The following is a 26,006-nucleotide window of genomic DNA, read 5'->3' on the forward strand; positions in this document are numbered from 1 at the left end:
AAGATTATCGTGCTATGATTGTAACAAATATTTTTTTAGATGATTGTATTTTTTAGAGGAATAAAATGAAATTAAAAGAAATAGCGGAATTTTTAAGTTTGGAATATTATGATGAAGATATTGAAATCACTGCTTTAAATTCTCTATTAAGGGCAAATTTTACAGAGCTAACGTATTGCGATGGAGAAAAAAATGCTAAAGATATTCCTAATACCGGAGCTGCTGCGATATTGGTAACTAAAGAATATGAAAATTTGGTTCCAAAAGATACGAAAGTATTGATCACTCAAAATCCACATTTAAGTTTCGCTTTTTTAAGTAAGCTTTTTGCAAAACCTTTGTTTGAGCAAGTTAAAGAAAAAAAGCAAAATATTGCCAAGAGTGCTAAAATTATGCCTAATGTTTATATAGGTAATAATGTTGATATTGGAGAAAATGTAGTCATTATGGCTGGTGCTTATATCGGGGATAATGTCAGCATAGGAGATGAGAGTATCATCCATCCTAATGTAGTGATTTATAATGATACTAAAATTGGAAAAAAATGTCATCTTTTAGCAAATTGCGTTATAGGAAGTGATGGCTTTGGTTATGCGCACAATAAAAATGGAGAGCATTATAAAATTTATCATAATGGTAATGTTGTTTTGGAAGATTTTGTAGAAATTGGAGCTTGTACGACAATTGATAGAGCTGTATTTGATAGTACAATTATTAAAGCAGGAACTAAAGTAGATAATCTTGTTCAAATAGGGCATAATTGTGATATTGGACAAAATTGTATCATTGTGGCACAAACAGGTATTTCAGGTTCAAGTCAATTAGGAAGAAATGTGGTTATGGGTGGTCAAAGTGCTACAAGTGGGCATTTAAAAATAGGAGATTTTAGTACAATAGCCGCACGAGGTGGAGTAAGCAAAAACCTTGAAGGAGGTAGAGTTTATGGAGGTTTTCCTATCATGCTTCAAAAAGATTGGCTTAAGCTTCAAGCCAAAATTGCTATAAAATTTAAAGAATGATTATAAAATAAGCATAGCATCGCCATAAGAGTAAAATCGGTATTTTTCTTTTATGGCTAACTCATAAAGTTTTAAGCATTGTTCTCTGCCTATAAAAGATGAAACAAGCATAATAAGAGTTGATTTAGGCAAGTGAAAATTAGTTAAAAGATAATTTTGTCTTATAGGTGGATTATTTGGGTGTAAAAATAAATCACAAAATCCATTTTCTTTATGCGTTCTTGCGTAATATTCTATACTTCTTGTTACCGTGGTTCCAATACCTAAAATAGGTTTTTTTGAGTCAATAATTTTGCAAGCTTGTTTTGGGATACTAAAAAATTCGCTATGCATTTTATGTTCTTGTATGTTTTCGCATTCTACATTTTTAAAAGTGCCTGCGCCTACATGCAAAGTCAGATGATAAATTTCATGCTTTTTATTTAGATCATTAATCATATCTTCGCTAAAATGCAAACTTGCCGTAGGAGCAGCCACCGCACCTAAATTTTTAGCAAATATGCTTTGATAATCCTTAATATCATCGACATTATCTGCTCTTTTGATATAAGGAGGTAAGGGAATATGTCCTATTTTATCAAGAAGTTCATAAAGTTCATTTGTGTTTAAGATTTTATCATTTTGATAAAAACAAACTTTACGCATTCCATCTTCTAGAATTTCAATAACTTCTGCTGTTAAGTTTTTTTCAAAATGCAAAATTTCATTGATTTTTACACGTCCTTTAATTTGAACTATAAAGCTTGGTTTTTTTGAATTTAAAAAAGGTTGATGTAAAAAAAGTTCTATTTTGCCACCGCTTAATTTTTTTCCATAAATTCTTGCTTTAATAACCTTTGTATCGTTAAAAAATATCGTACAATCGGGTAAAATATCTTTTAAATTAGCAAAAGTGGTATGGAAAATTTTTTGATTTTTTCTTTCATAAACCAAAAGTTTAGCATTTTCTTTAGGGATTATTGGATAATTTGCTATAAGTTCTTGTGGTAAATGATAATCATAAGATGAGAGAAATAAATCTTGCTCGATCACTCTGCATCTTCTTTAGAGGCTGGATTGACTTTTTGAACAATTAAAATAGAGAGTCCATAAAGTCCGCAAAGAGGCCCTGCCATTAAAAATTGAGATAAGAAATCAGGTGGCGTCATGAAAGCGGAAAAAATAAAAATAACTAAAACAGCGATGCGAAAATGACGCTTCAAAAAAGAATCATCAATTAAACCTATTTTTGCAAAGAAAAATGCAATAACAGGCATTTCAAAAGCCAAACCAAAAGCTATAATAACCTTAATGAAAAAATCGACATAAGTTCCTAAAGTAATGACAGGATTAAAACCTTCATTAACACTAAAATTGATTAAAAATTTAAAAGCCAAAGGCACAACAATAAAATAACAAAAACAAGCTCCTAAGGCAAACATAACGCTTGCAAAACTTACAAAAGGGATTACAAGACGTTTTTCATTGTCGTAAAGTCCTGGAGAGACAAATTTCCAAAATTGCCAAAAAATAATAGGGATGCCAAAAACAAAGGCAGCAAAAAAACTTACTTTAATGGTGGTAAAGAGTCCTTCTTGCATTTCAATAACATTGATGTGTTTTGAAAATTCAGGTAAAACTTCTACAAGAGGAGCTTTTAAAATTTCTAAAATATAATTACGAAAGCCAAAGCATATTAAGAATAATACAATAACAGCAACAACACTGATAAAAAGACGCTTTCTAAGTTCGATTAAATGGGGTCTTAATTCTTCAAACATCTTGTTTTTCCACTTTTTCATCTAATGAGGTAAGTTTAGGTTTTTCATTTGGAGTTAAATTTTGTCCGCTAAGGTTTTGAGATGTATTGTTTTCTCTGCTATCAAAAGTTAAATCCACTTTAGTTTTTTCTAAAATATCTTTTTTAAGATCATCAAATTCTTCAAAGCTGAGTTTTTTTCTTATATTTTGATTGGTTGAAGAAAATTCATCTTTGTATTTTTTAGCTTCTTCTTTAAGTTCATTGATACGAATTTCTTTTTCTATGCTTGATTTTGCATCATCTATATTTTTCTTTAAAGCCTTTAAAATTTTAGCTACTTGTACAATAGCTTCTGGAAGTTTATCAGGCCCTAAAACTAAAATCGCTACCACTAAAATAATTATAATTTCACCAAAACTCATTTATAACTTCTTTGATTTTAAGGAATAAAGAATAATTTTACATTAATTTTAATTACTTTAAAATTAATTGTGTTAAAATATTTTAGAAATTAATAAAGGACTATTTGTTGTGATTATTTTAAGACCTTTTGAGCTTAAAGATTTATATTATCTGCATGATTTATTAAGCAATGAAAAAGTTAATAAATATCTACCTTGGTTTGTTTTTCAGACTGTAGAACAAACTCGTAATCATTTAGAGCAATTTTATCTTAAAGCAAGTGATCAAAAATCAAAATATCGTTTTGCAATATGTTCTCAAGAAAATGACGAAATGTTAGGCTATATTCATTTAAATCTTGAAAACAAAGCAAATGATTTAGGTTATGCTTTGAGAGAAAAATTTCATAATCAAGGTATTATAACCTCTGCGTGTAAAATGTTTTTAGAATATCTAAAAAAAGAGGGTGAAATTGACTACATAACGGCAACACATGATGTAAATAATATTGCTAGTGGTAGAGTAATGCAAAAAATAGGTATGACTTACCAATATAGCTATTATGAGTTTTGGACTCCTAAAAACATAGAAGTGGTTTTTAGAATGTATCAATTTAATTTTAAAGAAGGACAAAAAATTTACGAGGTTTATAAAGAGAAACATAAACATTTCTATGAAAATTTAAAAGTATAAAGCAAGTTCGTCGCTGATTAAAAAATTAAGATTGTAATAAATCCCTTTTTTTAATTCAAGTTTTTTTTCTTTTACGAGCAAATTAGCTTTTTCTTTTTGTTTTAAATTTAATTTTTTTTCTTGGATGCCTACTATGCTTCTAAGTCCTAAAAATAGATGTTCTAAATTTAAATCTTGAGGACTTAGTTTTTCTATATTTCTAAAAGTAGGATCTTTTATATAGGATTTTAAATTTTTAGCCGTATAAAAACGTTGATTTTTATAAAATCCTACTGCACTTAAGCCACATCCTATATAATCTTTACCTTTCCAATATCCAAGATTGTGTTTGCATATTGAGTTTTTATTTTTGGAGAAATTACTGATTTCATATTGAAAAAAGCCAAGTTTTGTTATTTCTTGGATAAAAAATTTCATTAGATTAGGAGCATTTTTTTTAAAATTTTCTTTTTTAGCAAAAGCAGTTTTTGATTCTATAGTTAGATTATAAGCGCTTAAATGAGTGATTAAGGGTTTGATTTTTTCTAAATTTAAAAGTTCAAATTCAAGCATTTTTTTATTATCCATTTTAGTATCATAGATCAAATCTAAATTGATATTAGCAAATCCTACTTTATGTGAGTTCTCTAAAGCTTTAAAAATCATTTCTTGATTGTGAATTCTTCCAAGAAATTTTAATTTTTCAGAATGAAAACTTTGTGCTCCAAAAGAAATGCGATTAATCCCTATATTTTTCATAGCTTTAAGCCAATTTAAAGTCGCTGAATTTGGATTAGCCTCGCATGAAATTTCAGCATTTTTAGCTAAATAAGGATGTAAAATTTCAAAGATATATTCATAATTGTTTGCATCAATACAACTTGGCGTTCCACCACCTATAAAAAGCGTTTTTATTTGATTGTGATGGATGTTAAATTTTTTAAGATGAAAATCAATGTCATTGCTTAGAGCTTTAAAATAAGATTTTTCATAATTTTCTTTTTTTAAACTCGTAAAAGCACAGTAATGACATTTGCTTTCGCAAAAAGGAATATGAATATAAAAATGCATAAATAACCCAAATAATTTTAATTAAAATTAGCTAATTTTAATCAAATTTTGATTTGATTTAAGTTAAAATAATTCCTTAAGATGGTTAAGGAAGAAAAGTGGAAAAAGAAAAAAAATATAGACCAAATGTCGCGGCTATTGTTTTATCAAGTTCCTATCCTTTGGAATGTAAAATTTTTATAGCCAAAAGAAGCGATATGGATAATGTTTGGCAATTTCCACAGGGTGGTATTGATGAGGGCGAAGAAACAAAAAATGCTTTATTAAGAGAGCTTAAAGAGGAAATTGGCACTGATGAGGTTGAAATCATCGCTGAATACCCAGAATGGCTAAGCTATGATTTTCCCGAAAGAGTTGCCCAAAAAATGTATCCTTATGATGGACAAATTCAAAAATATTTTTTGGTGCGTCTAAAGGATAATTCTAAGATCAATATACAAACAAAACATCCCGAATTTAGTGCTTATCAATTTGTTGAGGTGAAACAAGTTTTTGAGATAATTCATCATTTTAAAAAAAATATTTATGTCAAGGTGATAAAGTATTTTGAAGAGAAAGGTTATATCTGATGCTTATAGTTCAAAAATATGGTGGAACGAGTGTTGGTAGCTTAGAACGTATTGAAGCGGTTGCAAATCGTGTTATAGAGAGTGCAAAACAAGGACATCAATTAGTCGTTGTGGTTTCTGCTATGAGTGGAGTTACTAATACTCTCATAGAGCAAGCACAATATTTTAGTCCAAATCCTAATGGTAAAGATATGGATATGCTTTTAAGTAGCGGAGAGCGTGTTACGAGTGCTTTACTTTCTATCGCTTTAAATGAAAAAGGATTTAATGCTATTTCTTTTTCAGGAAGAAAAGCAGGTATTATCACAGATAGTGTTTTTACGAAAGCTAGGATTTCTTATATTGATTCTAGAGCTATAAAAGAAGCCTTAAATGAAGGAAAAATTGTCGTTATTGCTGGATTTCAAGGTGTAGATGAAGAAGGCAATGTGACGACTTTAGGACGTGGTGGAAGTGATTTGAGTGCTGTTGCTGTGGCGGGAGCTTTAAATGCGGATTTGTGTGAAATTTATACCGATGTTGATGGAGTATATACAACCGATCCACGTATAGAACCCAAGGCTAAAAAGCTTGATAAAATTTCTTATGAAGAAATGCTTGAGCTTGCAAGTTTAGGGGCTAAAGTGTTGCAAAATCGTTCAGTTGAGCTTGCTAAAAAATTAAATGTAAATTTAGTCACAAGAAGTAGTTTTAATAATAATCAAGGAACAAATATAACAAAAGAGGATGGAATGGAAAAAGCTTTAGTTAGTGGTATTGCTTTGGATAAAAATCAAGCAAGAGTAACTTTAAGAAATGTAGAAGATAAGCCAGGAATTGCGGCTGAAATTTTTTCCGTTTTAGCGGATGAAAATATCAATGTGGATATGATTATTCAAAATGTAGGAGTAGATGGAGCGACTAATTTAGGTTTTACTGTGCCTCAAAATGAATTAGAATTAGTCAAAAATGCTATGAAGAAAATTTTACATGCAGATACTATAGTAGAAAGTGATAGTGCTGTGGTAAAAGTGTCTATAGTGGGTGTTGGGATGAAGTCTCATTCTGGTGTGGCAAGTCGAGCTTTTAAAGCTTTGGCAGATGAAAATATCAATATAGGTATGATTTCTACCAGTGAAATAAAAATTTCTATGATAGTGCATGAAAAATACGGAGAACTTGCTGTAAGGGCACTTCATGAATGTTATGAGCTTGATAAATGAGTGATTTTTTAAGTTTCACGCTTGAAAATATACGCAATGGCGGAACTTTTATGGCGTGGATGGAGTCTCGTCGTTTAGAATGGGCGCCTTTGATGCAAGTTAAGCTTAAATATTTGCTTGAAGGGCGTACTTTTGTATTGATGTGTGATGAGCAAAGATCTTGGTATGAGGAATATTTTTTAAAAAATATCAATGCAAAAGCAAATCGTCCTATGCTGCCTTTTGTTTCTTTAAATTCTTTATGCAAAAAAAAGATACAAAAAGTAGAAGAAATTGCCTTGCTTAATGATTTACTTGATATCACTTTTCCTAATGGTTATGTGTATTTTTATATAGGTTCTACTATGGATGAAAAAGCTTTAATCGCTAAATCTAAAAATGATAGTTTATTATGGCTTTTTGATGAACAATTACAAAATAGCTTTTTTCTTAACTCTAAAGATAAAGATCTTGATGTTAAGCTTATCAGTCTTTATAAACTTTTGGATTTAAGTTTAGATGCGATTTTGTTTTCTAAAGTTAGTTTGGGATAATTTTTTGTGTTTGCGAGTAAGATTTTAATCAGTGAAGATTTTGAGCGTATCAAAGAAGAAATGATTGAAAAATATGGATATAATTGTTTAAGATTTATTCCTAAAACTCCTGCAAATGATTTTTTACTTGATGATGCAAGATTGGTTGAAAAAGAAAGTTATATAGCAGAAGTTGATGAAAAAATTATTGTTCTAATGGCACATAATTTTAGAATAGAAGCACAAAATTTTTTATTAAAGCTCCTTGAGGAGCCTCCTAAAAATATTAAATTTCTTATAGTTGTCCCTTCTAAAAATTTACTTTTGCCCACGATAAAATCGCGTCTTATATGTGAAAAGCGTGATGTAAAAAAAACAAAGAATCATTTAAATTTAGATTTGGATAAAATGGATTTGAAAATAATGTTTGAATTTTTACAAGAAAATGAAAATTTAGACAAAAATGAACTTATGGAAAAAATCACTCTTTTAGCAGAACAAATGGTCAAAATAAAAGATTTTAATGCACAAGAACTTGAATTTTTTTATGAAGCTTATGAGTTAGCAAAGCTTAATGCTAAAAGTTCTTTGATTTTAACCACTCTTTTGCTTAATTTTTATACAAAGAAATAAAATGAAATTTTATAAAATCAATCCTGATACAGATTTTAAGATAATTTGTTCTTTTATTAACCCTCATCAATTTGGGCAAAAAATCATGAGTCAAAAGACACAAATTCATTTTGTTTTGATTAAAAATTTAAACACGGCAGCTGCAAATATTTTAAAACAAGATGCTTTAAGAGTAGGAGCTGAATTAATAACCCACAAAGAGGTTATTACAGCCAATATAACTCATTCTAATGCCCTTTTAATGGCTACAAAAGAACAAATTCAAAAATTAATATCAAAAGAAAAACTGCAAGATTTCGGACTTAAAAAATTAGCTCTTTTTTTGGAAAAAGACTTTTTAAAGCCTAAAAAAGTAGAACTCATGGCGGTTATGAATATCAATGAAGATAGCTTTCATGCTAATAGTCGCGTCAGTGAAGATGAATTTGAAAAAAAACTCAATGAAATTTTAGCTTTAAGTCCTGATTATATAGATATTGGTGCGGTGAGTTCAAGACCTGGGAGTTATTATTGTGGCAAAGAGGAAGAATTTAAAAGGCTTAAAAATATTCTTGATTTAATTCATGCAAAAAAATATTATGAAAAAAGTATTTTTAGCTTGGATAGCTTTGATGAGTATTGTTTAAAATATGCTTTAGATAGAGGTTTTAAATTGATCAATGATATCACGGGCTTAAAAAATGAAAATTTAGCCAAACTTGCAAGTGAATATAAGGCAAAATATTGTTTGATGCATATACAAAAAGATCCAAGTATTATGCAGGATAATCCTTATTATGAAGATGTGCTTGATGAAATCAGTTTGTTTTTTGAGGAAAAACTTGAGATTTTAGATAAATATGGAGTAAAAGAAAGTATTTTGGATGTAGGTATTGGTTTTGGAAAAAGTGCGGAGCATAATATGATTTTAATCAAGCATTTGGAGCATTTTTTGCAATTTAAAAAACCTTTGCTTATAGGGGCAAGTCGAAAAAGTATGATAAATGCTTATTTTCCAAGTGAGATTAAGGATCGTTTAGCAGGGACTTTGTATTTACATTTAAAAGCTTTTGAAAATGGAGCAAGTATTATAAGGGTACATGATCTGTATGAACACCAACAGCTTTTTGCCTTAGCAAATGCTATGAAAAATATAGGAGTTTAAGATGACTAAAGAAGAATATTTAAGCAAGGTAGCTTTAGCTAATGAGTGGATGAGGGCATATTATGAAAAAGATGAGCCTTTAGCAAGTGATGAGGAATATGATGCTTTGATTAGAGAATTAAGAGCCTTTGAAAGTCAAAATGAAAATGACATTTCACCTAATTCACCAACGCAAAAAATAGCTCCTACTATACAGAGTGAGTTTAAAAAAATCACTCACCTAAGTCGCATGTGGTCTATGGAAGATGTTTTTGATGAGGAGGAATTAAGAGCTTGGGCAAAACGTGCAAAGTGTGAAAATAATTTTTTTATAGAGCCAAAATTTGATGGAGCGAGTTTAAATTTGCTTTATGAAAATGGTAAATTAATCAGTGGCGCTACAAGAGGTGATGGCGAGGTAGGTGAGGATATTACATTAAATGTTTTCGAGATTGATAATATTCCAAAAACCATTTCTTATAAAGAAAAAATCGAGATCCGTGGTGAAGTTGTGATTTTAAAAGATGATTTTGAAAAAATCAATGAAAAAAGAGCACAGTTAAATCAAAGTTTATTTGCTAATCCAAGAAATGCAGCCAGCGGAAGCCTGAGACAACTTGACACAAGAATTACCAAAGAAAGGAATTTAAAATTTTATCCTTGGGGGGTTGGAGAAAATTCTTTAAATTTTAAAAAACATAGTGAGGTAATGAATTTTATCAGAGAGCTCGGTTTTTTAAAAGATGATTTTGTAAAACTTTGTAAAGACTTAGATGAGGTTTTATTATCCTATAAGGAGCTTTTATCTTTAAGAGATCAAAAGCCTATGATGATGGATGGTATGGTAGTTAGAGTTGATGATCTAACGCTTTGTAAGGAGCTTGGTCATACGGTTAAATTTCCAAAATTCATGGCGGCTTTTAAATTTCCAGCGCTTGAGAAAACGACACGTTTAATTGGGGTGAATTTACAAGTGGGAAGAAGTGGAGTGATCACTCCTGTTGCTGTTTTAGAACCTGTAAATTTAGATGGGGTTGTGGTAAAATCTGCTACTTTGCATAATTTTGATGAAATTGAAAGATTGGATGTAAAAATCAATGATTTTGTTAGCGTTATAAGAAGTGGAGATGTGATACCCAAAATCACTAAAGTGTTTAAGGAAAGACGCGATGGCTTAGAATTTGATATCTTGCGTCCTAAGTTTTGTCCTACTTGTCAAGGTGAGCTTTTAGATGAAGGAACGCTTATAAAATGTCAAAATATAGATTGCACTGATAGGCTTTTAAATTCAATCATACATTTTGTTTCTAAAAAGTGTTTAAATATAGATGGACTTGGTGAAAATATAGTTGAGCTTTTATATAAAAATAAAAAAATTAATACAATTGAGAGTATTTTTTCTTTAAAATATGAAGATTTTGAAGGTTTAGAAGGCTTTAAGGAAAAGAAAATCAATAATATTTTAAATGCTATAGAAAATGCAAGAGAATGCGAATTATTTCGTTTCATCACAGCTTTAGGAATTGAGCATATCGGAGAGGTAGCAGCTAAAAAACTAAGTTCAAGTTTTGGCCTAGATTGGTATAAGCAAAATTTTGAATCTTATGCGAATTTAGAGGGTTTTGGTGAGCAAATGGCGACTAGTTTATGTGAATTTACTCGTGTGAATGAAAGCCGAATTTGTGAGTTTTATCATATTTTAAAATTAAAAGTGGAGCGTTTAGAGATTAAAAGTGATAGTTCTATTTTAGGAAAAACTTTTGTAATTACTGGAACACTTTCTAAGCCAAGAGATCATTTTAAGACCTTAATAGAAAAATTAGGTGGAAAGGTCAGTGGCTCGGTTTCTAAAAAAACAGATTTTGTGCTCTTTGGAGAAGAAGCAGGTTCTAAACTAAACAAAGCAAAGGAACTTGGTGTTAAATGTATCAATGAAAGTGATTTTCAAGAGTTGATAAAATGATCGCTTTATTGGCTTTATTTGCTTTTATTTTAACATGGCAGTTTTTTAGCTATGCTTTTATTTTTTTAATTTTTATTTTTTATGCTTTTTTAAAGGAATTTTTTGGTTTTTTAAATTTTAGAAAAAGTATCATAAAAGAGGCAGTATTGGTTAAAAATAGTTTAGCCTATAAAATCACTTCTAGAAATTTATACATTTATATTGTGAGTTTTTTTGTAGCTTTATTCGCTATTTTTTCTTTATCTTTAAATTTATTAGCCTCTCAAAGGCAAGATTATATTTTTTTATTTATAATTTTACCTTTATTGTTGGTTTTTTTCAAAAAAAAACTTTATTTTCAACTAGTCAATAATGCTTATACTGATTTTATTATCATCCTTATATCGAGTTTTTTTACGGCACTTTTTTATAGCATTTTTGATCTTTTTTTTAATGTTAAAACTATATTTAATTTATATGATTTTCATCAAAATATAGTTTATTATAAAAATTCAAGTTTTTTATTTTTTGACTTAATTTCTCAATTTTTAGCAATTATAAATGCTTTGAAAGAATACTTTTTATCCTATTTTGGAATTTTTTGGTTTAGAATTTTTAACTTTGTTTTTGATTTTTTTAATTTTTTTGTATTTTCTTTTTTTGTTGCTTATCTTTATAATTTTGCTTTTAAAAGAAACAAAATTTATATTTTTGCCAGTTCTTTTATAATTTTAATTGCTTTATTTCTTTCCAAAGAAAGTAAAAACCAAAACATAAAACTTTACCATAAAGAAATTTTAACGATGATGGATAATTTTTCTTTACTAAAGGAACAAAATTTAAGCACTTTAAAAGAAGATAAAATCAAATGGGATAAAAATTTAAAACAAGTCAGGGAAATTTTAAATAAAAATGCTTTTGAAATTGGTATATGGTGGTTTTCCAAAGAAAAAGAAGATTTACAGAAATCTCTCAATGAAAGCTTAAAATGAGATACGATCTTTTTGTAGCAAAGCGATTAAATATCAGTAGAAATAAAGCTTTAGAGCTTATAGAAAATGAAGAAATTTTGCTCAATTTTAAAAAATTTAAACCCTCTTTTGATGTTAAAAATTTACTTAATCAAGAATTAACTCAAGAAGAAATTTTATTTTCTAAAGAATTGAATTTAGAACTTTTAAATAAAACTTATGTTTCAAGGGCTGCTTTTAAATTAAAGAGTTTTTTAGAGGATAAAGATATAAATATATCAAATAAAATTTGTTTAGACGTAGGTTCTAGTACGGGTGGATTTGTGCAAATTTTATTAGAAAAACAAGCTTTAAAAATCGTTGCTTTGGATGTGGGAGATAATCAACTTCATCCAAGTTTGCGAGATAATGCTAAAATAAAAATCGTTGAAAATATGGATCTAAGAGTATTTAAAAGTGAAGAAAAATTTGAAATTATCACTTGTGATGTGAGTTTTATTTCTTTACATCACTTGATATTTTATATTGATCAGTTAGCCTTAAAGGATATAATCTTACTTTTTAAGCCTCAGTTTGAGGTTGGAAAAAATGCAAAAAGAAATAAAAAAGGTGTTGTTAAAGATGAAAAAGAAATTCAAAAAGCAAGAAAAGAATTTGAAAAAGCTTGTATTCGTTTGGGGTGGATTTTAAAAATTTGCGAAGAGTCTAAGATAAAAGGAAAAGAGGGCAATGTTGAATATTTTTACCACTATAGCAAAAAATAAAATCAAATCTTTAGCCATTGGTTCTTTTGATGGTTTGCACTTAGGACATCAAAAGCTTATTAATTTATTAGACGACTTTGGTGCGATTTTAATCGTGGATAAATTTCAAGGTAGAAAACTTTGCACTCATAAAGAAAAGCAAATTCTATCAAATAAACAAATCATAGAACTTGATTTTGAAAGTATTAAAAATTTAGACGGAAAAGAATTTTTAGATTTTTTAAAAAAAGAATTTGTTTCTTTAGAATGCATTATTGTCGGTTATGATTTTTGTTTCGGTAAAAATAAAGCTTATAAAGCCAAAGATATAGAAAATCTAAGCGGGATAAAAACAATCATAGTGGATGAGTTTTGTATCAATGGAATGAGTGTGCATACAAGCTTGATTAAGGAATTTTTAGCCAAAGGTGAAATTGAAAAAGCAAATCTTCTTTTAGGAAGAAATTATTCTATAAAAGGCAAACATGTTAAAGGACAGGGGCTTGGATCAAAAGAGCTTTATGCAACTTTAAATTTACAATGCGATGATTATGTTTTACCCAAAGAAGGTGTTTATGCCACTTTAACCCAAATAAAAGATGCAATTTATAAAAGTGTGAGTTTTTTAGGATTGCGTTCTAGTGATGGAAAATTTGCCATAGAAAGCCATATTTTAGAAAAATTTGATCAAGATATAAATTGCAAAGATATGATAGAAATTCAATTTATATCTTTTTTAAGAGAAAATCACAAATTTGAAGATTTGACACAATTAAAAAAGCAAATTTCTCAAGATATACAATTAGCTCAAGATCGTTTAAAGGATTTGAAATGAAAGATGAAATTTTTAAAGAAAGTCCAAAAAAACAGTTTGAATTTGATAAAAATGTAGCCAGTGTTTTTGATGATATGATTAATCGTTCTGTGCCTTTTTATAAAGAAAATTTAGAACTTTGTGCTAAGTTGATCGCTAAGATTGCAAATGATGGTGCTAAAGTTTGCGATTTGGGTTGTTCTAGTGCTAATTTTTTGATTTTTTTGGCTAGTTTAAGAAAGGATTTTAGCTTTTTTGGAGTGGATAATTCTTTACCTATGCTTGAAATAGCAAAATCAAAAGCCAGTGCATACGGCTTAAATATAGAATTTATTGAAGGTAATTTATGCGAATTTGATTTTTTTAGTAGCGATGTTTTTATTGCAAATTATACTTTACAATTTATAAGACCTCCAAAGAGGCAAGAGCTTGTAAATCAAATTCATAAAAACCTAAATGAAAATGGTATTTTTATTATGAGTGAAAAAATACTTTTTGAGGATGCATTTTTATCTAAAAATGTGATTGAAATTTATGCTGATTATAAGCAAAGTCAAGGATATTCTAAATTTGAGATAGCTGCTAAAAGAGAGGCTTTAGAGAATGTTTTAATCCCTTATAGCGAAAAAGAAAATATTTCTATGCTTAAAAATGCCGGATTTAAAAAAATAGAAAGTATTTTTAAATGGGCAAATTTTGAAAGCTTTATAGCTTTTAAATAAAATTTAATTTTTCAAGCTTTCATTATCCTCCCAATCTTCTTTAGGAATAGCCACACTAAAAGCATTGACACAATCTTGACTGATGATGGATTTAAGCCTGCATTCATCACTTCTTTCTTTGGCTTCTTGCGGATGAGTTTTATAGTATTCCACACTTTTTGTTTGCTCACAAGCGATAAATATCATACCTATAGTTAATAAAAACAGCATTTGAGTAAAAAATTTCATTAAATTATCCTTTTTAATTATTATAACAATAAAATTTTAACTATATTTAATGATTAATTTCTTTTTCATTATAGGAAAATACAGGTAAAGCCCATCGATATTTAATGGCTAAAAGTCTTAGAATAACTCCTATAAATAAAGTAACTAAAGTGCAAAGAAGAGTGTGAATTTGTAGCCACATTGTCAAAAGATAGTAAAGCGCACCCGTTATAATAGCAATGCCAGCATAAATTTCTTTTTGGAACACAAGTGGAATTCTCATACAAAAAATATCTCTTAAAATTCCACCAAAGACACCTGTAATTGCAGCCGCTACGATAGCAATAATAAAGCCATAATTTAATTTCATAGCAATTTGTGCTCCAAGAATGCTAAAAACAACAAGTCCTATGGCATCGAGTGTTAAAAATAAAGCTTCCAATCTTGTTACTATACTAGGAATTCTAGTTGCAGCAAGAGCAAAAAAACAAACTAAGAGTATATATTCTGGATGTTTTACCCAAGTGAGTGGATAATGCCCTAAAAGAACATCGCGTATGCTTCCGCCACCTATAGCAGTAACCAAGGCTATAAACATAACCCCAAAAAGATCCATTTTGTGTTTTCCTGCTGCTAGGGCTCCTGTCATTCCTTCTGCTGAAATTCCTACAATATAAAGCACAGTTATGGTTAATTCACTCAGATCCATCTTTATCCTTTAAAATTGATCACAAGAGACTTTATAATGATTGATTTTTTCATCATCCACTTCATGATTTGGCACTTGGTAGCATTCTTTGAATTTTGGAGTTTGGATGATTTTAACATAAAAACTAGGTATTGCAATATTGTTTTTTATGCGTTTTGGATTTTTATCATAAAGAATAAGATTTAAAACCTCCACGCTTTGAAATTTTAAAGCCAACTTTCTTTCTCTTTGCTCAATTTCGTTCCAAACCTTAGCATTGATTTGCTCATTTTGCGGAGTCATATTACTCATTAAAAAAACGGAATTTTGAGCAGCTTTACTAAAACGAAATGAAGCATTTGAAGCTGTATGCCCACGAGTATATCCACTGTGTTTATAATCACTCCAAGTGGTGCGATATTTTTTAGGAATATTGGTATCATCTTCAAAACGTGGTCGTTTTTTAATTTGTTTCATTTTTAAATTAGAGGCTTCAACTTTGTAAGCAACTGCCTTTGTGCCCTTTAAAGAGTAATCATAGCAATTGATATAAAAAAATTTATTTAAAACTTGAGAACAATTAAAAGAATTAAAATAGGAAGAAAAATCTTTGTTTGGCATGTAAGATTCAAGGGCAAATGCGTTAAGAAAGCATAAAAATATTAAAATGAGTTTTTTCATTAAATTTCCTTATCTTTACTTGTGCAAAGGTGATTTAAAAAGCATTCTTTGCATAGAGGTTTTTTTGCTTTACAGGTGTATCTTCCAAAAAGCACCATGGCTTGATGAAGATAATTAAGATTGTCTTTAAAAATACGCGTTAAATCTTCTTCTGTAGCCTCTGGAGTTTTTGCCTTGCTAAGATTTAGGCGATGAGAAACTCTAAAAACGTGAGTATCTACAGCCATAAAATTAGCTCCGCACCATTCGATTAAAACAACGTGGGCAGTTTTTTGTCCCACTCCTGCTAAAGATTTTAAATCTTTTTCGTTTAAAGGAATTTTTCCGTCAAAATTTTCACAAACAGCCTTTGCCATTTTAATAAGATTTTGCGCTTTATTATTAAAAAAAGAACAGCTTTGAATATAACTTTTTAAACTTGCTAGATTGGCATTTGCTAAGCTTTTAATGTCCGGATAAGCTTTAAAAAGATCCGGAGTGATTAAATTCACTCTTTTATCGGTACATTGAGCAGAAAGCATCACACAAACTATAAGTTCATAAAGGTTTTTAAATTTCAATTCTGTTACAGGTTTGTCAAAATTTTTTAAAAAAAGTTCTTTGATTTGTAAATTTCTTTTCATTTTTTTATTTTAGTTAATTTGCTTTAAACCAAGTTGAGATATAATAGATTTATCTTATATTTTATATTAAAAAGGAAACTCGATGAAAAAAATTTCTCTAGTCGCGGCAACTTTGATTTTTGGTGTAGCTTTAAGTGCAAATGCAGCTACAGTAGCTACTGTAAATGGTAAAAATATTAGCGATACTGAGGTAAATGATTTTTTTGCTCCTATGCTTAGAGGTCAAGATTTTAAAACTTTACCTGATAATCAAAAAAAGATTCTTTTGCAACAATATATCATTCAAGATTTAGTTTTGCAAGATGCTAAAAAACAAAATTTAGAAAAAGATCCACTCTATACAAAAGAGCTTGATCGTGCAAAAGAAAGTATCTTAGTCAATGTGTATCAAGAAAAAATTTTAAATTCTATTAAAGTAGATCCAGCTAAAGCTAAAGCTTTTTATGATCAAAATAAAGATAAATATGTAAAACCTGCTTCAGTTCAGGCAAGACATATTTTAGTTTCTAGCGAAAAAGAAGCTAAAGAAATTATCAATGAGCTTAAAAAATTAAAAGGTAAAGCTTTAGAAGATAAATTCAGTCAAATTGCTAAAGAAAAATCTATAGATCCAGGTTCAAAAAATCAAGGTGGAGAGCTTGGCTGGTTTGATCAATCAACTATGGTAAAACCTTTTACAGATGCAGCTTTTGCACTTAAAAATGGTACAATTACAACCACTCCAGTAAAAACAAATTTTGGATATCATATTATCTTAAAAGAAAATTCACATCCAAGAGAGCAAATCAAATTTGAAGATGTAAAACAAGGTATTGAAAACGGGCTTAAATTTGAAGAATTTAAGAAGGTAATGAATCAAAAAGGTCAAGAACTTTTAAATAACGCTAAAGTTGAGTACAAATAAAATGGGTGTCTTAGATATTGTTAAACCAGGGGTTATAAGCGGTAACGAGCTTAATAAAGTTTATGAGTATGCTAAAGCAGAGGGATTTGCAATCCCTGCTGTGAATGTTGTTGGAACAAATTCTATTAATGCGGTTTTAGAAGTTGCCAAAAAAGTCAATTCTCCCGTAATTATTCAGTTTTCCAACGGGGGTGCCAAATTTTACGCCGGTAAAAATTGTTCTAATGGAGATGTTTTGGGTGCTGTTAGTGGGGCTCAACATGTTCATTTGCTTTCTAAGGCTTATGGAATTCCAGTTATTTTACATACCGATCATGCTGCTAGAAAGCTTTTGCCTTGGATAGATGGCTTGATCGCAGCAAATGAAGAATTTAAGAAAAATCACGGACAAGCGTTATTTAGTTCTCATATGCTTGATCTTAGCGAAGAAAGTTTAGAAGAGAATTTAAAAACTTGTGAAGAGTATTTGAAAAAACTTGATACTTTGGGGATTTGTCTTGAATTAGAACTTGGTTGCACAGGTGGTGAAGAAGATGGCGTTGATAATACGGGTATTGACAATGCTAGACTCTATACTCAGCCTGAAGATGTAGCTCTTGCTTATGAAAGACTTGGAAAAATCAGTGATAAATTTTCAATCGCAGCAAGTTTTGGCAATGTGCATGGAGTCTATAAACCTGGCAATGTAAGCTTACAGCCTGAAATTCTCAAAAATTCTCAAAAATTCATAAAAGAAAAATTTGGACTAAGTAGTGATAAGCCAATTAATTTTGTTTTCCATGGTGGAAGCGGAAGTGAATTAAAAGATATTAAAGATGCGGTAAGCTATGGTGTGATTAAAATGAATATCGACACAGATACTCAATGGGCTTTTTGGGATGGAGTTCGCGAGTATGAAGCTAAAAATCATGCTTATTTACAAGGCCAAATTGGAAATCCAGAAGGCGATGATAAACCAAATAAAAAATACTACGATCCACGCGTATGGTTAAGATCAGGCGAGGAAAGTATGATTAAGCGTTTAGAAATTGCTTTTGAGAATTTAAATTGTATTAATAAAAACTAAGCCTTGTGCTTAGTTTTTATTTTAGTTTAAAGATTGTTTTTTAAATAATTTTTAAAGTAAAATTTTATTATTGATTAGGGATTGTTTATATGGAAGTAAAATCGGATGAAATTGCGGAACTTATTTTGCCTGAAAGTAAAGAAAGAAAAGGATATTTTGTTTATTTAAAGATTATTTTTATTCCTGCTTTGCTTTATTTTTTGATTTTGCTGGGTTATTTTCATGTTATAAATTTTGAAGTTGAATTACATACAGTTGTTATGACAGGGATTATTTTCTTTGTAGCGCTTATTTTTGCACGTCATAATTCTGAATACGCCTATAGTATTTTTGAACAACAAAAAGATGAATTTAAACAAGCTCTAAAACGACATATTATGAAACATTTTCTTGCCATAGGAAAAGACACAAAATCAAATGCTAATTTTGATGATTTTGCTTATAGTTATATTAGAGAAACTAGAAATGAAAACTTTGCAAGTATAGGTTCAGCAATTTTTCCTATGATGGGAATTTTAGGAACTTTTATCAGTATTGCAATTTCCATGCCAGATTTTAGTTCTAGTAATACAGCGGCTTTAGAGCAAGAAATTGCAAATTTATTAAGCGGAGTAGGAACTGCTTTTTATGTTTCAATTTATGGTATTTTTTTAGCTCTTTGGTGGATTTTTTTTGAAAAATTTGGTAAGAGCAAAATCGAGCGTTTGTTAAATCGTCAAAAAAATTCTACAAGTGGATTTTTTTGGACTAAAGAGGAACTTGATCAAAGATATTTGAGTGAAAGTTTGCAGCATTTTGAAAAGATCGGTGCTATTTTTAAACAAGTGAGTAATCAGGATTTTTTTGCAGAGCTTGATCATGCTATCGATAGAAAATTTAAAATTTTTCAAGATATGATCAATGTTGAAGAAAAAGCCATAAGATTAAGTGGTGAACATATTAAACAGACTATGGGAGAATTAAGTAGAGCACAAAGAGATCAAAGAGATCTCGGTAAATTATATAGTGAAATGCTTAATGGTATTGGCATACTTAATCAAAATCTTAAAGAAGTTAATATGCGTATGTCAGAACAATATAATCGTTTATTGGATATTAGCAATGAAAAAATTCAACATTTTGATAAAACTTTAGGTGTTTTTACAGAGGAAGTAGAGCGTTTCAGTCATAATTTTAAACTTTATGAGCAAGAAATGCTTCAAAGTCAAGAGAAGATCTTTGAAGGATTTAAAACAAGTCTTTTTGAGGGAATGCATAAATTTAAAGAAGTGTATGAAGAAGAAAAAAATATTGATGAAAAAATTAAAATGATGGGAGAATTTAAGAAAGAAATTCAAGATCTCAATGAAGAAACCAATGAAGTGATGAAAAAAATTGGTAAAGAAGTAGAAGAAAAAGAAGTTAATATTGAAGAAAATAAAAATACAGAGCAATTAGATCTTGCTAAAGAAGATGAGCAAGAAAAAGAATCGGATCTAGAAAAAACAAGTGAAGAAAAAAATCATGAAAAATGATTTTAAAGAAGATAATAATTTTTGGATAGCCTATGCTGATTTAATGGCAGGCTTACTTTTTGTTTTTATTTTACTAATAGGTGCTATTGTGGTTAAATATGTTTTAACTCAAAGCGATCTAAGAGAGATTAAAGATAGTCTGACTAAACAAGAAGCACGTTTGGAAGAAAATAAACAAGAATTAAAAAATAAAGAAGCAATTGTTTTTAAATTGAGTTCTGATTTAAACAATGCTTCAAGTGCTTTAGATCTTGCAAATTTACAAAAAGCAGAACTTGAAGCAAATATAACTAACTATAAACAATTAAGTCAAGACTTAAATTCAACTCTTGACAATCAAGACAAGCAAATTCTTATTTTGCTTGGACAGCTTGAAAAAAAAGATGAAGAATTATCCAATTTGCAAGAAGAATTTAAACAAGCTAAGGAAAAAATTCAAAATTTAGGACTTATGCGTGAGAATTTGAGCAAAGAATTACAAAAAAAGCTTGATAGTAATATTACGATCAATGATAAAACAGGAGCAATTTCTTTACCTGCTGAGGTTTTGTTTGATAAGGATTCTTATGTTTTAAAAAATGAAGCAAAGGCAAGATTGAGAAAAATTTTAAGTGAATATTTTGATGCGATTATGAATGATCCAAAAATTTTATCTAATATTGAAAATATTATTATCGAAGGGCATACAGATAGTGATGGTTCTTATATTTATAATTTAGATTTATCTCAAAAACGAGCTTATGAAGTGATGAATTTTATTTATAGTTTCTATAAAGATCCAAGATTGCAAAAACTTTTGATGGCAAGTGGGCGTTCTTTTTCTGATCCTATTATGATCAATGGAGTAGAAGATAAAGACAAAAGTCGCCGTATAGAAATCAAATTTAGTATTAAAAATGATAATGCCTTAAAAGATGTAGAAAATTTTTTTGAATTCCATTAAAATTTCATGAGATGCTAAAATCTACCATTGATAAAATTTGTTTTAAAGGTTTTGAATTTTATGTAAAGCGTGATGATTTATTAGGTGAAATCAATGGTAATAAGGCTAGAAAACTTGCTTTTTATTCTTCTAAAACCTATACCAAACATCAGCGTTTTATTAGTTATGGTGGCATTCAGAGTAATGCAATGGCTGCGCTTAGTTTTTTTTGTTTTCAAAGAAATATAAAATTTATTTTTATCTGTAAAAAAATTCCATCCTATCTTAAAGAAAATCCATGCGGCAACTATGCTTTAGCTTTAAAAAATAAGACTGAAATCATAGAAACTGATGATAATCTAAAAGAATATGCCCTGTCTTTGTGTAATAAAGATGATATTTTTATAGAACAAGGTGTGGCTAATTTAAATGCAGAGCAAGGCTATAAAGAATTAGCAAGTGAAATTAAAGAACAAAGTTTAGAATTGAATTTAGAATTTGATATTTTTTTGCCATCTGGCACAGGAACTTCTGCCGCTTTTTTGGCTAAACATTCTCAATTTAAAGTTTTTACTTGTGCGTGTGTTGGCGATGAGGATTATTTAAAAAAACAAATTATAGAGCTAATGCAAGATTATGATTTTAAAAATTTACAAATTTTGCAAAAAAATCAAAAATACCATTTTGGAAAGCCTTATAAAGAAATTTACCAACTTTATAAAGAATTAAAACAAGAATGTTCTATAGAATTTGACTTGCTTTATGATATGATAGGCCTAAGCGTTGCGTTAAAAAGAAAATGGGAAAAGCCTTTGCTTTATATACATCAAGGAGGCATTTTGGGCAATGCTTCCATGCTGCAAAGATATGCTTTTAGGGGTTTTAAATAGTTTTTATTTTCTTAGATATACCAATAGGTTTTTACAAGCTAGAGAAATGATTTTATATGTTTCATCAAAATTTCCACTATACCAGGGATCAGGAACTTCATCATAACCCAAATCAGAAGCAAAATCAGTCATTTTTAAAAGTTTATTTTGAGTATTATTAAATTTTTTTAAAACATTGTTAAAATTAGAATTATCCATAGTGATTAAAAAATCACTTTCGTCACAGAGTTTTTGCGTGAGTTTTTTACTCTTGAAATTTGGATGCTCGATATTAAGACTTTGAAGTTTGGTTTTTGTACCAAAATGCATCCCTTCACCATCGTGTTCTCCTGAAGTGCCTGCACTGGTAATGAAAAAAAGTTCTTCTAATTTATTTTTTTTGATTAAATCTTTCATGACAAATTCAGCCATAGGAGAGCGACATATATTTCCTAAACATATAAAGGTTATTTTTTTCACATTTTTTCCTTGTGTTTTAATCAAAAATTATAAAAAGTATCATACAATAAAACTATGGAAAAATTCAATAAAACTTTGTGGATATGTTGGTTTGGAGTTTTTACTACAAGCATGGGGCTAAGTCAAATTGCTCCTATTTTGCCTTTATATATAAAAGAATTAGGGCATATTAATCCCAATGATATTGCATTTTATTCAGGACTTGCTTTTGGCGTAACTCCGCTTGGAATGGCTATTTTTTCACCTCTTTGGGCTTTTTTAGGTGCAAAATATGGTTATAAAAATATGTTGCTTCGTGCGAGTTTAGGGATGTCAATTTTAACCTTATGGCTTAGCTTTGCTCATAGTGCTACAGAAGTAGTTTTAATACGTGCTTTAACGGGAATTGTTTCTGGTTTTACATCCGCATGTGTTGTTTTTATAGCAGTGATTGCACCTAAAGAAAAAGTAGCTTACGCTTTGGGCACTCTTTCTACTGCTTCGGTTAGTGGTAGTTTGATAGGACCTTTGTTTGGTGGGTTTGTCGCTGAGTTTTTAAGCATCAGCACTGTTTTTGATCTGATAGCATTTTTGATCGCTTGTTCTTTTGTGACAATTTATTTTTTCATCCATGAGGATAAGAAAAACAAAGAAATTCAGCAATACACTCATAAGAAAAAAGAAAATAAAACTCTTATTGTTATCCTTTTTATCACAACTTTTATCATTCAGTTTGGAACTTTTGGGGTTATGCCTATTTTAAGTATTTTTGTAGAAAAAATTCACCAAGGGGGTAATTTAGCTCTTTGGGCTGGAATTGTTGTGGCTTCAAGTGGTGTGAGTAATTTGTTTTTTGCACCGAGAATTGGTAGTTTTGCGGATAAAATAAATCCGGTTAAGATAATTTTTTCTTCTTTGATATTTTGTGGAATTTGTTTTTATTTGCAGTCTTTAGCCACAAATGTTTATATGTTGATTTTTATAAGATTATTAATAGGGGTAGCACTTGGCGGTCTTTTACCTTGTGTGAATGCTCTGCTTAAAAAAAGCGTGAGTGCAAAAAATTTGAGTGTTATTTTCGGCCTTAATCAAACATTTCAATTTTTAGGCAATTTTTGCGGAGCCTTTGGAGGAGGAGTAATAACAGCTTATTTTAAAATAGAAATGGTTTTTATTCTCATGTGTTTTATTTTTATACTCAATGCTTTAATTTTTTTATTATTTAGAAGGCATATTTAATTTTTTAAAATTTCTTTGATTTTTTCATATTCAGCTATAAGCTGTTCAAGGGAAAAATTTAAATTTGCAGGGGAAGTGGATGGTAAAGCAATAGCATCTAATTTGGGATAGAATTTTTTAAAAAAATGATAAGCACTTTTTCCTGTAGTAAAGATGTGTTCTATTTGGGCATGATTAAAAATAATATTTAAATCATTAGCCTTAGCATAACTTATGGTTTTATCATCGGAATTTTTTATTTTACAACTTTGAAGTATATCCCAAAGGGCTATTTTCTGATTTTTTAAAAATATTTTTTGTTCTTTTATGCTTGATAATTTTACCGAGAATAAAATTTCAAAAATAGGCCAAAATCTATTTCTTGGATGTTGATAGTAAAAGCCATCTTTTCTAGATTGGATTGAAGGAAAAGATCCTAGGATTAAAATTTTAGAATTTTTATCAAAAAAAGGTTTTAAAGGATGAGTGAGAAAATCACTCATTCGCATAAATCCACAGAAATTTTGCCATTTTTGATTTCACTTACTTTTACTTTTAAAATATCTTGTTCTTTGATATTTAAATGTTTTATTTTAGAATGATGAAGCAAACCATCTATATCGTCTTTAAGCTCTACAAAAGCTCCAAATTGAGTGATTTTTTTAACCATTCCTTCAAATTCTTGGCCGATTTCAAATTCTGATATTTTCTTTTCTTTTAGTGATTTTTTATGAGTTTTATGAGACGTTGTGATATTTAGAATATAATTTTTAGCAGCCATAATTTGTTCATTATCGCAGCCTGAAATTTTTACCTCACCTTTATCTCGGTCAAGATCAATGGATACATTAAATTTCTCTATAATTTCTTTGATGGTTTTGCCACCTTGACCTATAATATCTACAATTTTAGATGGCTCAATATTAAACAGTTCTATTTTTGGTAAAATTTCTTCATTAACAACAATTTCTTTTGCCGCTTTTTCCATAATATCTAAAATATGGAGTCTTCCTTCTTTGGCTTGATAAAGAGCGATTTTTAATTTTTCTTGATCTATTCCACCAAGCTTAATATCCATTTGTAAAGCAGTGATACCATTTTTATTTCCAGCAACTTTAAAATCCATATCCCCATCGTGATCTTCAAGCCCCATGATATCGGTTAAAACTGCAAATTGATCGTTTTCAAAAATCAAGCCCATTGCAACTCCAGCAATCAGATCTAAGCTAGGAACTCCTGTAGCACGCAAGGCTAAAGAACCTCCACAGACTGTAGCCATAGAGCTTGATCCATTGCTTTCTAAAATTTCACTGACTAAGCGGATAACATAAGGATAATCTTGTGGCACACTTGGATATAGAGCTCTTTTTCCTAAATTTCCATGTCCTAATTCTCTTCTGCTTGGTGCTTTAATAGGACTAGCTTCGCCCACTGAAAAACCTGGAAAATTATAATTTACCATAAAACGCTCGCTTACAGGATTTTTTTCATTGAGTAAATCTATCATTTGGGCGTCATTATCCCCGCCTAAAGTTGCTACAACTAAAGCTTGAGTTTGACCCCGTGTAAAAAGACAAGATCCATGGGCGTTAGGGAGTATATTTGTTTCTATACTAATAGGTCTTACTTCTTTTAAACCTCTACCATCAGCTCTTTTTCCCTCATTTAGAATTTGAGAGCGTATAATATTGCGTTTGACTTTATTTAAAGTACTAAGCACGCTTTCTTCGTCCCAATCTTTGGCGATATCTAATTTCATAATTTCTTTAGCAATTTTATTTAATTCGCCGGCTCTTTCACTTTTCGCCATTTGATTGATAGCTTGTTTGATATCATTATAAAAATTATTTTCTAAAAAGGTGAAAATTTCTGGATATTCGATTTCATCTTTTAATTCTATAGGATTATTTTTTTTGTGTTTCATGAAAGTTTTTTCATAAATACTTGATCCTTCTAAGATGGCTTTTTGAGCCAAATTTAAAGCTTCTAAAGTTTCATCTTCACTTAGCTCATTCATAACTTGAGTATTTTCTGGTACGATTTGAATAGGTGGTTGATTATCTGGAAATTTGATTTCTATCATTGCAAATTCATCACTTGGTAAAGCTCTCATTTCTATCATTAAAAGTTCATCTTTTACTCCAGAAACATAAAGATCTAAAGTGCTTTTTTTTAGTTCTTCATGGCTAGGATTTAAGATAAAGTTACCATCTATGCGTCCTATACGAACCCCACAAACTGGAGCTTTTATAGGAATATCACTCAAATAAAGTGCCGCACTAGCAGCATTTAAACTCATTACTTGTAAGTCTGTTTGGGGATCGACTGAAAGAACCATAACGACAATTTGAGTTGGATAGGCATATCCTTTTGGAAAAAGTGGGCGCAAAGATCTGTCTATGATTCTAGCTGTAAGAGTTTCAGCATCAGTTGGCTTAGTTTCTCTTTTGACATAACCTCCTGGAATTTTACCTGCGGCATAAGCTTTTTCTACGTATTGAACGGTTAAGGGTAAAAAATCCTCTTCAACTGGTTTTTCTTCTCTTGCAACTGTTGCTAATATAACACTTTTTCCTTGTCTCATTAAAACAGCACCGGAGGCTTGTTTTGCCACTTTATCTATATCAAAGATTTCTATATTTTTATTCACTTGAATTTCGTATTGCATTGTTTGTCCTTTTTTTCCAGATAATAAATGGGTTAAATTTTTAAAAATATT

The 26,006-nt window shown here is 29.6% G+C and carries 29 protein-coding genes; 18 read left to right on the forward strand and 11 right to left on the reverse strand.

The annotated features are described in order from the left end of the window. The first annotated feature begins 65 nt into the window (after positions 1–65). Positions 66–1,019: a UDP-3-O-(3-hydroxymyristoyl)glucosamine N-acyltransferase gene (lpxD, locus tag H2280_RS02075; protein WP_337195460.1), complete on the forward strand. Its 954-nt coding sequence runs from the start codon at positions 66–68 to the stop codon at positions 1,017–1,019. Here the strand turns inward: lpxD and queA are convergent, their stop codons facing one another. From queA to tatB, 3 genes are read right to left on the reverse strand one after another with little or no spacing between them, the layout of a single operon-like run. Beyond that, positions 1,020–2,048 (reverse strand): tRNA preQ1(34) S-adenosylmethionine ribosyltransferase-isomerase QueA, encoded by a 1,029-nt coding sequence (gene queA / locus H2280_RS02080; RefSeq protein WP_337215571.1) that lies wholly within the window; start codon positions 2,046–2,048, stop codon positions 1,020–1,022. Further along, positions 2,048–2,779 (reverse strand): twin-arginine translocase subunit TatC, encoded by a 732-nt coding sequence (gene tatC / locus H2280_RS02085; RefSeq protein WP_137623930.1) that lies wholly within the window; start codon positions 2,777–2,779, stop codon positions 2,048–2,050. Before tatC ends, queA begins: the two co-directional genes overlap by 1 nt. Further along, a complete protein-coding gene (gene tatB / locus H2280_RS02090) occupies positions 2,772–3,182 on the reverse strand; it encodes a Sec-independent protein translocase protein TatB (RefSeq protein WP_137623931.1) in 411 nt (136 codons plus the stop codon). Before tatB ends, tatC begins: the two co-directional genes overlap by 8 nt. A 109-nt stretch (positions 3,183–3,291) precedes the next feature. On the opposite strand from tatB, the gene H2280_RS02095 reads away from it, so the two are divergent. Then, the gene (locus H2280_RS02095) at positions 3,292–3,855 is read left to right on the forward strand and encodes a GNAT family N-acetyltransferase (RefSeq protein WP_137623932.1); all 564 of its coding nucleotides are present in this window, start codon (positions 3,292–3,294) and stop codon (positions 3,853–3,855) included. Here the strand turns inward: H2280_RS02095 and hemW are convergent. Continuing rightward, positions 3,844–4,905 (reverse strand): radical SAM family heme chaperone HemW, encoded by a 1,062-nt coding sequence (gene hemW / locus H2280_RS02100; RefSeq protein WP_337215520.1) that lies wholly within the window; start codon positions 4,903–4,905, stop codon positions 3,844–3,846. The two genes, H2280_RS02095 and hemW, sit on opposite strands and share 12 nt — an antisense overlap. Before the next feature lie 98 nt (positions 4,906–5,003). Here hemW and H2280_RS02105 point away from each other — a divergent pair, with 98 nt between their 5' ends. Genes H2280_RS02105 through cmoA form a run of 10 tightly spaced genes read left to right on the forward strand, consistent with a single transcriptional unit; the run spans position 5,004 to position 14,136 of the window. Further along, positions 5,004–5,474, forward strand: coding sequence for an RNA pyrophosphohydrolase (locus tag H2280_RS02105; protein WP_337215521.1), 471 nt, complete (start codon positions 5,004–5,006; stop codon positions 5,472–5,474). Continuing rightward, on the forward strand, positions 5,474–6,676 hold the full coding sequence (locus tag H2280_RS02110) for an aspartate kinase (protein WP_337215522.1): 1,203 nt from the start codon (positions 5,474–5,476) through the stop codon (positions 6,674–6,676). The genes H2280_RS02105 and H2280_RS02110 overlap by 1 nt, the downstream gene beginning before the upstream one ends. Beyond that, entirely contained in the window at positions 6,673–7,209 is a 537-nt protein-coding gene (locus H2280_RS02115; protein ID WP_137623936.1) for a HobA family DNA replication regulator, read from the forward strand. Before H2280_RS02110 ends, H2280_RS02115 begins: the two co-directional genes overlap by 4 nt. A gap of 6 nt (positions 7,210–7,215) precedes the next feature. Then, positions 7,216–7,821 carry a DNA polymerase III subunit delta' gene (locus tag H2280_RS02120; RefSeq protein WP_337215523.1) on the forward strand — a complete coding sequence of 202 codons (606 nt, stop codon included), beginning with the start codon at positions 7,216–7,218 and terminating at the stop codon, positions 7,819–7,821. A 1-nt stretch (position 7,822) separates the two neighbouring features. Next, a complete protein-coding gene (gene folP, locus H2280_RS02125; protein ID WP_337215524.1) occupies positions 7,823–8,965 on the forward strand; it encodes a dihydropteroate synthase in 1,143 nt (380 codons plus the stop codon). Between the two features lies 1 nt (position 8,966). Next, a complete protein-coding gene (gene ligA / locus H2280_RS02130) occupies positions 8,967–10,907 on the forward strand; it encodes an NAD-dependent DNA ligase LigA (protein ID WP_337215525.1) in 1,941 nt (646 codons plus the stop codon). Next, positions 10,904–11,878, forward strand: a complete 975-nt coding sequence (locus H2280_RS02135; RefSeq protein WP_337215526.1) for a hypothetical protein — start codon at positions 10,904–10,906, stop codon at positions 11,876–11,878. Before ligA ends, H2280_RS02135 begins: the two co-directional genes overlap by 4 nt. Next, positions 11,875–12,621, forward strand: coding sequence for a 23S rRNA (cytidine-2'-O)-methyltransferase TlyA (gene tlyA, locus H2280_RS02140; RefSeq protein WP_337215527.1), 747 nt, complete (start codon positions 11,875–11,877; stop codon positions 12,619–12,621). The genes H2280_RS02135 and tlyA overlap by 4 nt, the downstream gene beginning before the upstream one ends. Further along, on the forward strand, positions 12,587–13,435 hold the full coding sequence (locus H2280_RS02145) for a bifunctional riboflavin kinase/FAD synthetase (RefSeq protein WP_337215528.1): 849 nt from the start codon (positions 12,587–12,589) through the stop codon (positions 13,433–13,435). The genes tlyA and H2280_RS02145 overlap by 35 nt, the downstream gene beginning before the upstream one ends. Next, positions 13,432–14,136, forward strand: coding sequence for a carboxy-S-adenosyl-L-methionine synthase CmoA (cmoA, locus tag H2280_RS02150; protein ID WP_337215529.1), 705 nt, complete (start codon positions 13,432–13,434; stop codon positions 14,134–14,136). The genes H2280_RS02145 and cmoA overlap by 4 nt, the downstream gene beginning before the upstream one ends. A 3-nt stretch (positions 14,137–14,139) precedes the next feature. Here the strand turns inward: cmoA and H2280_RS02155 are convergent, their stop codons facing one another. The 4 genes from H2280_RS02155 to nth form a co-directional block, all read right to left on the reverse strand. Beyond that, positions 14,140–14,346 carry an EexN family lipoprotein gene (locus H2280_RS02155; protein WP_137624005.1) on the reverse strand — a complete coding sequence of 69 codons (207 nt, stop codon included), beginning with the start codon at positions 14,344–14,346 and terminating at the stop codon, positions 14,140–14,142. A 64-nt stretch (positions 14,347–14,410) separates the two neighbouring features. Beyond that, positions 14,411–15,052, reverse strand: coding sequence for a trimeric intracellular cation channel family protein (locus H2280_RS02160; protein WP_337195452.1), 642 nt, complete (start codon positions 15,050–15,052; stop codon positions 14,411–14,413). Between the two features lie 9 nt (positions 15,053–15,061). Then, complete coding sequence (locus tag H2280_RS02165) at positions 15,062–15,712, reverse strand: DNA/RNA non-specific endonuclease (RefSeq protein ID WP_337215530.1); 651 nt, start codon at positions 15,710–15,712, stop codon at positions 15,062–15,064. Beyond that, on the reverse strand, positions 15,712–16,335 hold the full coding sequence (nth, locus tag H2280_RS02170) for an endonuclease III (protein WP_337215531.1): 624 nt from the start codon (positions 16,333–16,335) through the stop codon (positions 15,712–15,714). The genes H2280_RS02165 and nth overlap by 1 nt, the downstream gene beginning before the upstream one ends. A gap of 82 nt (positions 16,336–16,417) precedes the next feature. Between nth and H2280_RS02175 the strand changes: the two genes are divergently transcribed. The 5 genes from H2280_RS02175 (at position 16,418) to H2280_RS02195 (ending at position 21,631) form a co-directional block, all read left to right on the forward strand. Further along, positions 16,418–17,239, forward strand: coding sequence for a peptidylprolyl isomerase (locus tag H2280_RS02175; RefSeq protein ID WP_337195449.1), 822 nt, complete (start codon positions 16,418–16,420; stop codon positions 17,237–17,239). 1 nt (position 17,240) lies between these two features. Further along, a complete protein-coding gene (gene fbaA, locus H2280_RS02180) occupies positions 17,241–18,305 on the forward strand; it encodes a class II fructose-bisphosphate aldolase (protein ID WP_137623948.1) in 1,065 nt (354 codons plus the stop codon). 89 nt (positions 18,306–18,394) lie between these two features. Further along, on the forward strand, positions 18,395–19,819 hold the full coding sequence (locus H2280_RS02185) for a MotA/TolQ/ExbB proton channel family protein (RefSeq protein WP_137623949.1): 1,425 nt from the start codon (positions 18,395–18,397) through the stop codon (positions 19,817–19,819). After that, positions 19,809–20,762 carry an OmpA family protein gene (locus H2280_RS02190; RefSeq protein ID WP_337215532.1) on the forward strand — a complete coding sequence of 318 codons (954 nt, stop codon included), beginning with the start codon at positions 19,809–19,811 and terminating at the stop codon, positions 20,760–20,762. Before H2280_RS02185 ends, H2280_RS02190 begins: the two co-directional genes overlap by 11 nt. A gap of 11 nt (positions 20,763–20,773) precedes the next feature. Beyond that, positions 20,774–21,631: a 1-aminocyclopropane-1-carboxylate deaminase/D-cysteine desulfhydrase gene (locus H2280_RS02195; protein WP_337215533.1), complete on the forward strand. Its 858-nt coding sequence runs from the start codon at positions 20,774–20,776 to the stop codon at positions 21,629–21,631. A 3-nt stretch (positions 21,632–21,634) separates the two neighbouring features. On the opposite strand, the gene H2280_RS02200 is transcribed toward H2280_RS02195, so the two are convergent. Then, on the reverse strand, positions 21,635–22,090 hold the full coding sequence (locus tag H2280_RS02200; RefSeq protein WP_337195446.1) for a low molecular weight protein-tyrosine-phosphatase: 456 nt from the start codon (positions 22,088–22,090) through the stop codon (positions 21,635–21,637). Between the two features lie 54 nt (positions 22,091–22,144). On the opposite strand from H2280_RS02200, the gene H2280_RS02205 reads away from it, so the two are divergent. Then, on the forward strand, positions 22,145–23,308 hold the full coding sequence (locus H2280_RS02205) for an MFS transporter (RefSeq protein ID WP_337215534.1): 1,164 nt from the start codon (positions 22,145–22,147) through the stop codon (positions 23,306–23,308). Here H2280_RS02205 and H2280_RS02210 read toward each other — a convergent pair. Next, entirely contained in the window at positions 23,305–23,790 is a 486-nt protein-coding gene (locus tag H2280_RS02210) for a DNA-deoxyinosine glycosylase (RefSeq protein ID WP_337215535.1), read from the reverse strand. The two genes, H2280_RS02205 and H2280_RS02210, sit on opposite strands and share 4 nt — an antisense overlap. Beyond that, positions 23,787–25,955: a polyribonucleotide nucleotidyltransferase gene (locus H2280_RS02215; RefSeq protein ID WP_337215536.1), complete on the reverse strand. Its 2,169-nt coding sequence runs from the start codon at positions 25,953–25,955 to the stop codon at positions 23,787–23,789. Before H2280_RS02215 ends, H2280_RS02210 begins: the two co-directional genes overlap by 4 nt. Positions 25,956–26,006: the final 51 nt, after the last annotated feature.

It is taken from the genome of Campylobacter sp. 2457A (assembly GCF_020135895.1).
Classification (GTDB): domain Bacteria; phylum Campylobacterota; class Campylobacteria; order Campylobacterales; family Campylobacteraceae; genus Campylobacter_D; species Campylobacter_D taeniopygiae.

Coding starts and splice junctions, on each gene's coding strand:
- lpxD (WP_337195460.1), top strand. CDS start 66: ATGAAATTAAAAGAAATAGCGGAATTTTTAAGTTTGGAATATTATGAT.
- tatC (WP_137623930.1), bottom strand. CDS start 2,779: ATGTTTGAAGAATTAAGACCCCATTTAATCGAACTTAGAAAGCGTCTT.
- tatB (WP_137623931.1), bottom strand. CDS start 3,182: ATGAGTTTTGGTGAAATTATAATTATTTTAGTGGTAGCGATTTTAGTT.
- hemW (WP_337215520.1), bottom strand. CDS start 4,905: ATGCATTTTTATATTCATATTCCTTTTTGCGAAAGCAAATGTCATTAC.
- H2280_RS02110 (WP_337215522.1), top strand. CDS start 5,474: ATGCTTATAGTTCAAAAATATGGTGGAACGAGTGTTGGTAGCTTAGAA.
- H2280_RS02115 (WP_137623936.1), top strand. CDS start 6,673: ATGAGTGATTTTTTAAGTTTCACGCTTGAAAATATACGCAATGGCGGA.
- folP (WP_337215524.1), top strand. CDS start 7,823: ATGAAATTTTATAAAATCAATCCTGATACAGATTTTAAGATAATTTGT.
- ligA (WP_337215525.1), top strand. CDS start 8,967: ATGACTAAAGAAGAATATTTAAGCAAGGTAGCTTTAGCTAATGAGTGG.
- H2280_RS02135 (WP_337215526.1), top strand. CDS start 10,904: ATGATCGCTTTATTGGCTTTATTTGCTTTTATTTTAACATGGCAGTTT.
- tlyA (WP_337215527.1), top strand. CDS start 11,875: ATGAGATACGATCTTTTTGTAGCAAAGCGATTAAATATCAGTAGAAAT.
- H2280_RS02145 (WP_337215528.1), top strand. CDS start 12,587: ATGTTGAATATTTTTACCACTATAGCAAAAAATAAAATCAAATCTTTA.
- cmoA (WP_337215529.1), top strand. CDS start 13,432: ATGAAAGATGAAATTTTTAAAGAAAGTCCAAAAAAACAGTTTGAATTT.
- H2280_RS02155 (WP_137624005.1), bottom strand. CDS start 14,346: ATGCTGTTTTTATTAACTATAGGTATGATATTTATCGCTTGTGAGCAA.
- H2280_RS02160 (WP_337195452.1), bottom strand. CDS start 15,052: ATGGATCTGAGTGAATTAACCATAACTGTGCTTTATATTGTAGGAATT.
- H2280_RS02165 (WP_337215530.1), bottom strand. CDS start 15,712: ATGAAAAAACTCATTTTAATATTTTTATGCTTTCTTAACGCATTTGCC.
- nth (WP_337215531.1), bottom strand. CDS start 16,335: ATGAAAAGAAATTTACAAATCAAAGAACTTTTTTTAAAAAATTTTGAC.
- H2280_RS02175 (WP_337195449.1), top strand. CDS start 16,418: ATGAAAAAAATTTCTCTAGTCGCGGCAACTTTGATTTTTGGTGTAGCT.
- fbaA (WP_137623948.1), top strand. CDS start 17,241: ATGGGTGTCTTAGATATTGTTAAACCAGGGGTTATAAGCGGTAACGAG.
- H2280_RS02185 (WP_137623949.1), top strand. CDS start 18,395: ATGGAAGTAAAATCGGATGAAATTGCGGAACTTATTTTGCCTGAAAGT.
- H2280_RS02190 (WP_337215532.1), top strand. CDS start 19,809: ATGAAAAATGATTTTAAAGAAGATAATAATTTTTGGATAGCCTATGCT.
- H2280_RS02195 (WP_337215533.1), top strand. CDS start 20,774: ATGCTAAAATCTACCATTGATAAAATTTGTTTTAAAGGTTTTGAATTT.
- H2280_RS02205 (WP_337215534.1), top strand. CDS start 22,145: ATGGAAAAATTCAATAAAACTTTGTGGATATGTTGGTTTGGAGTTTTT.
- H2280_RS02210 (WP_337215535.1), bottom strand. CDS start 23,790: ATGAGTGATTTTCTCACTCATCCTTTAAAACCTTTTTTTGATAAAAAT.
- H2280_RS02215 (WP_337215536.1), bottom strand. CDS start 25,955: ATGCAATACGAAATTCAAGTGAATAAAAATATAGAAATCTTTGATATA.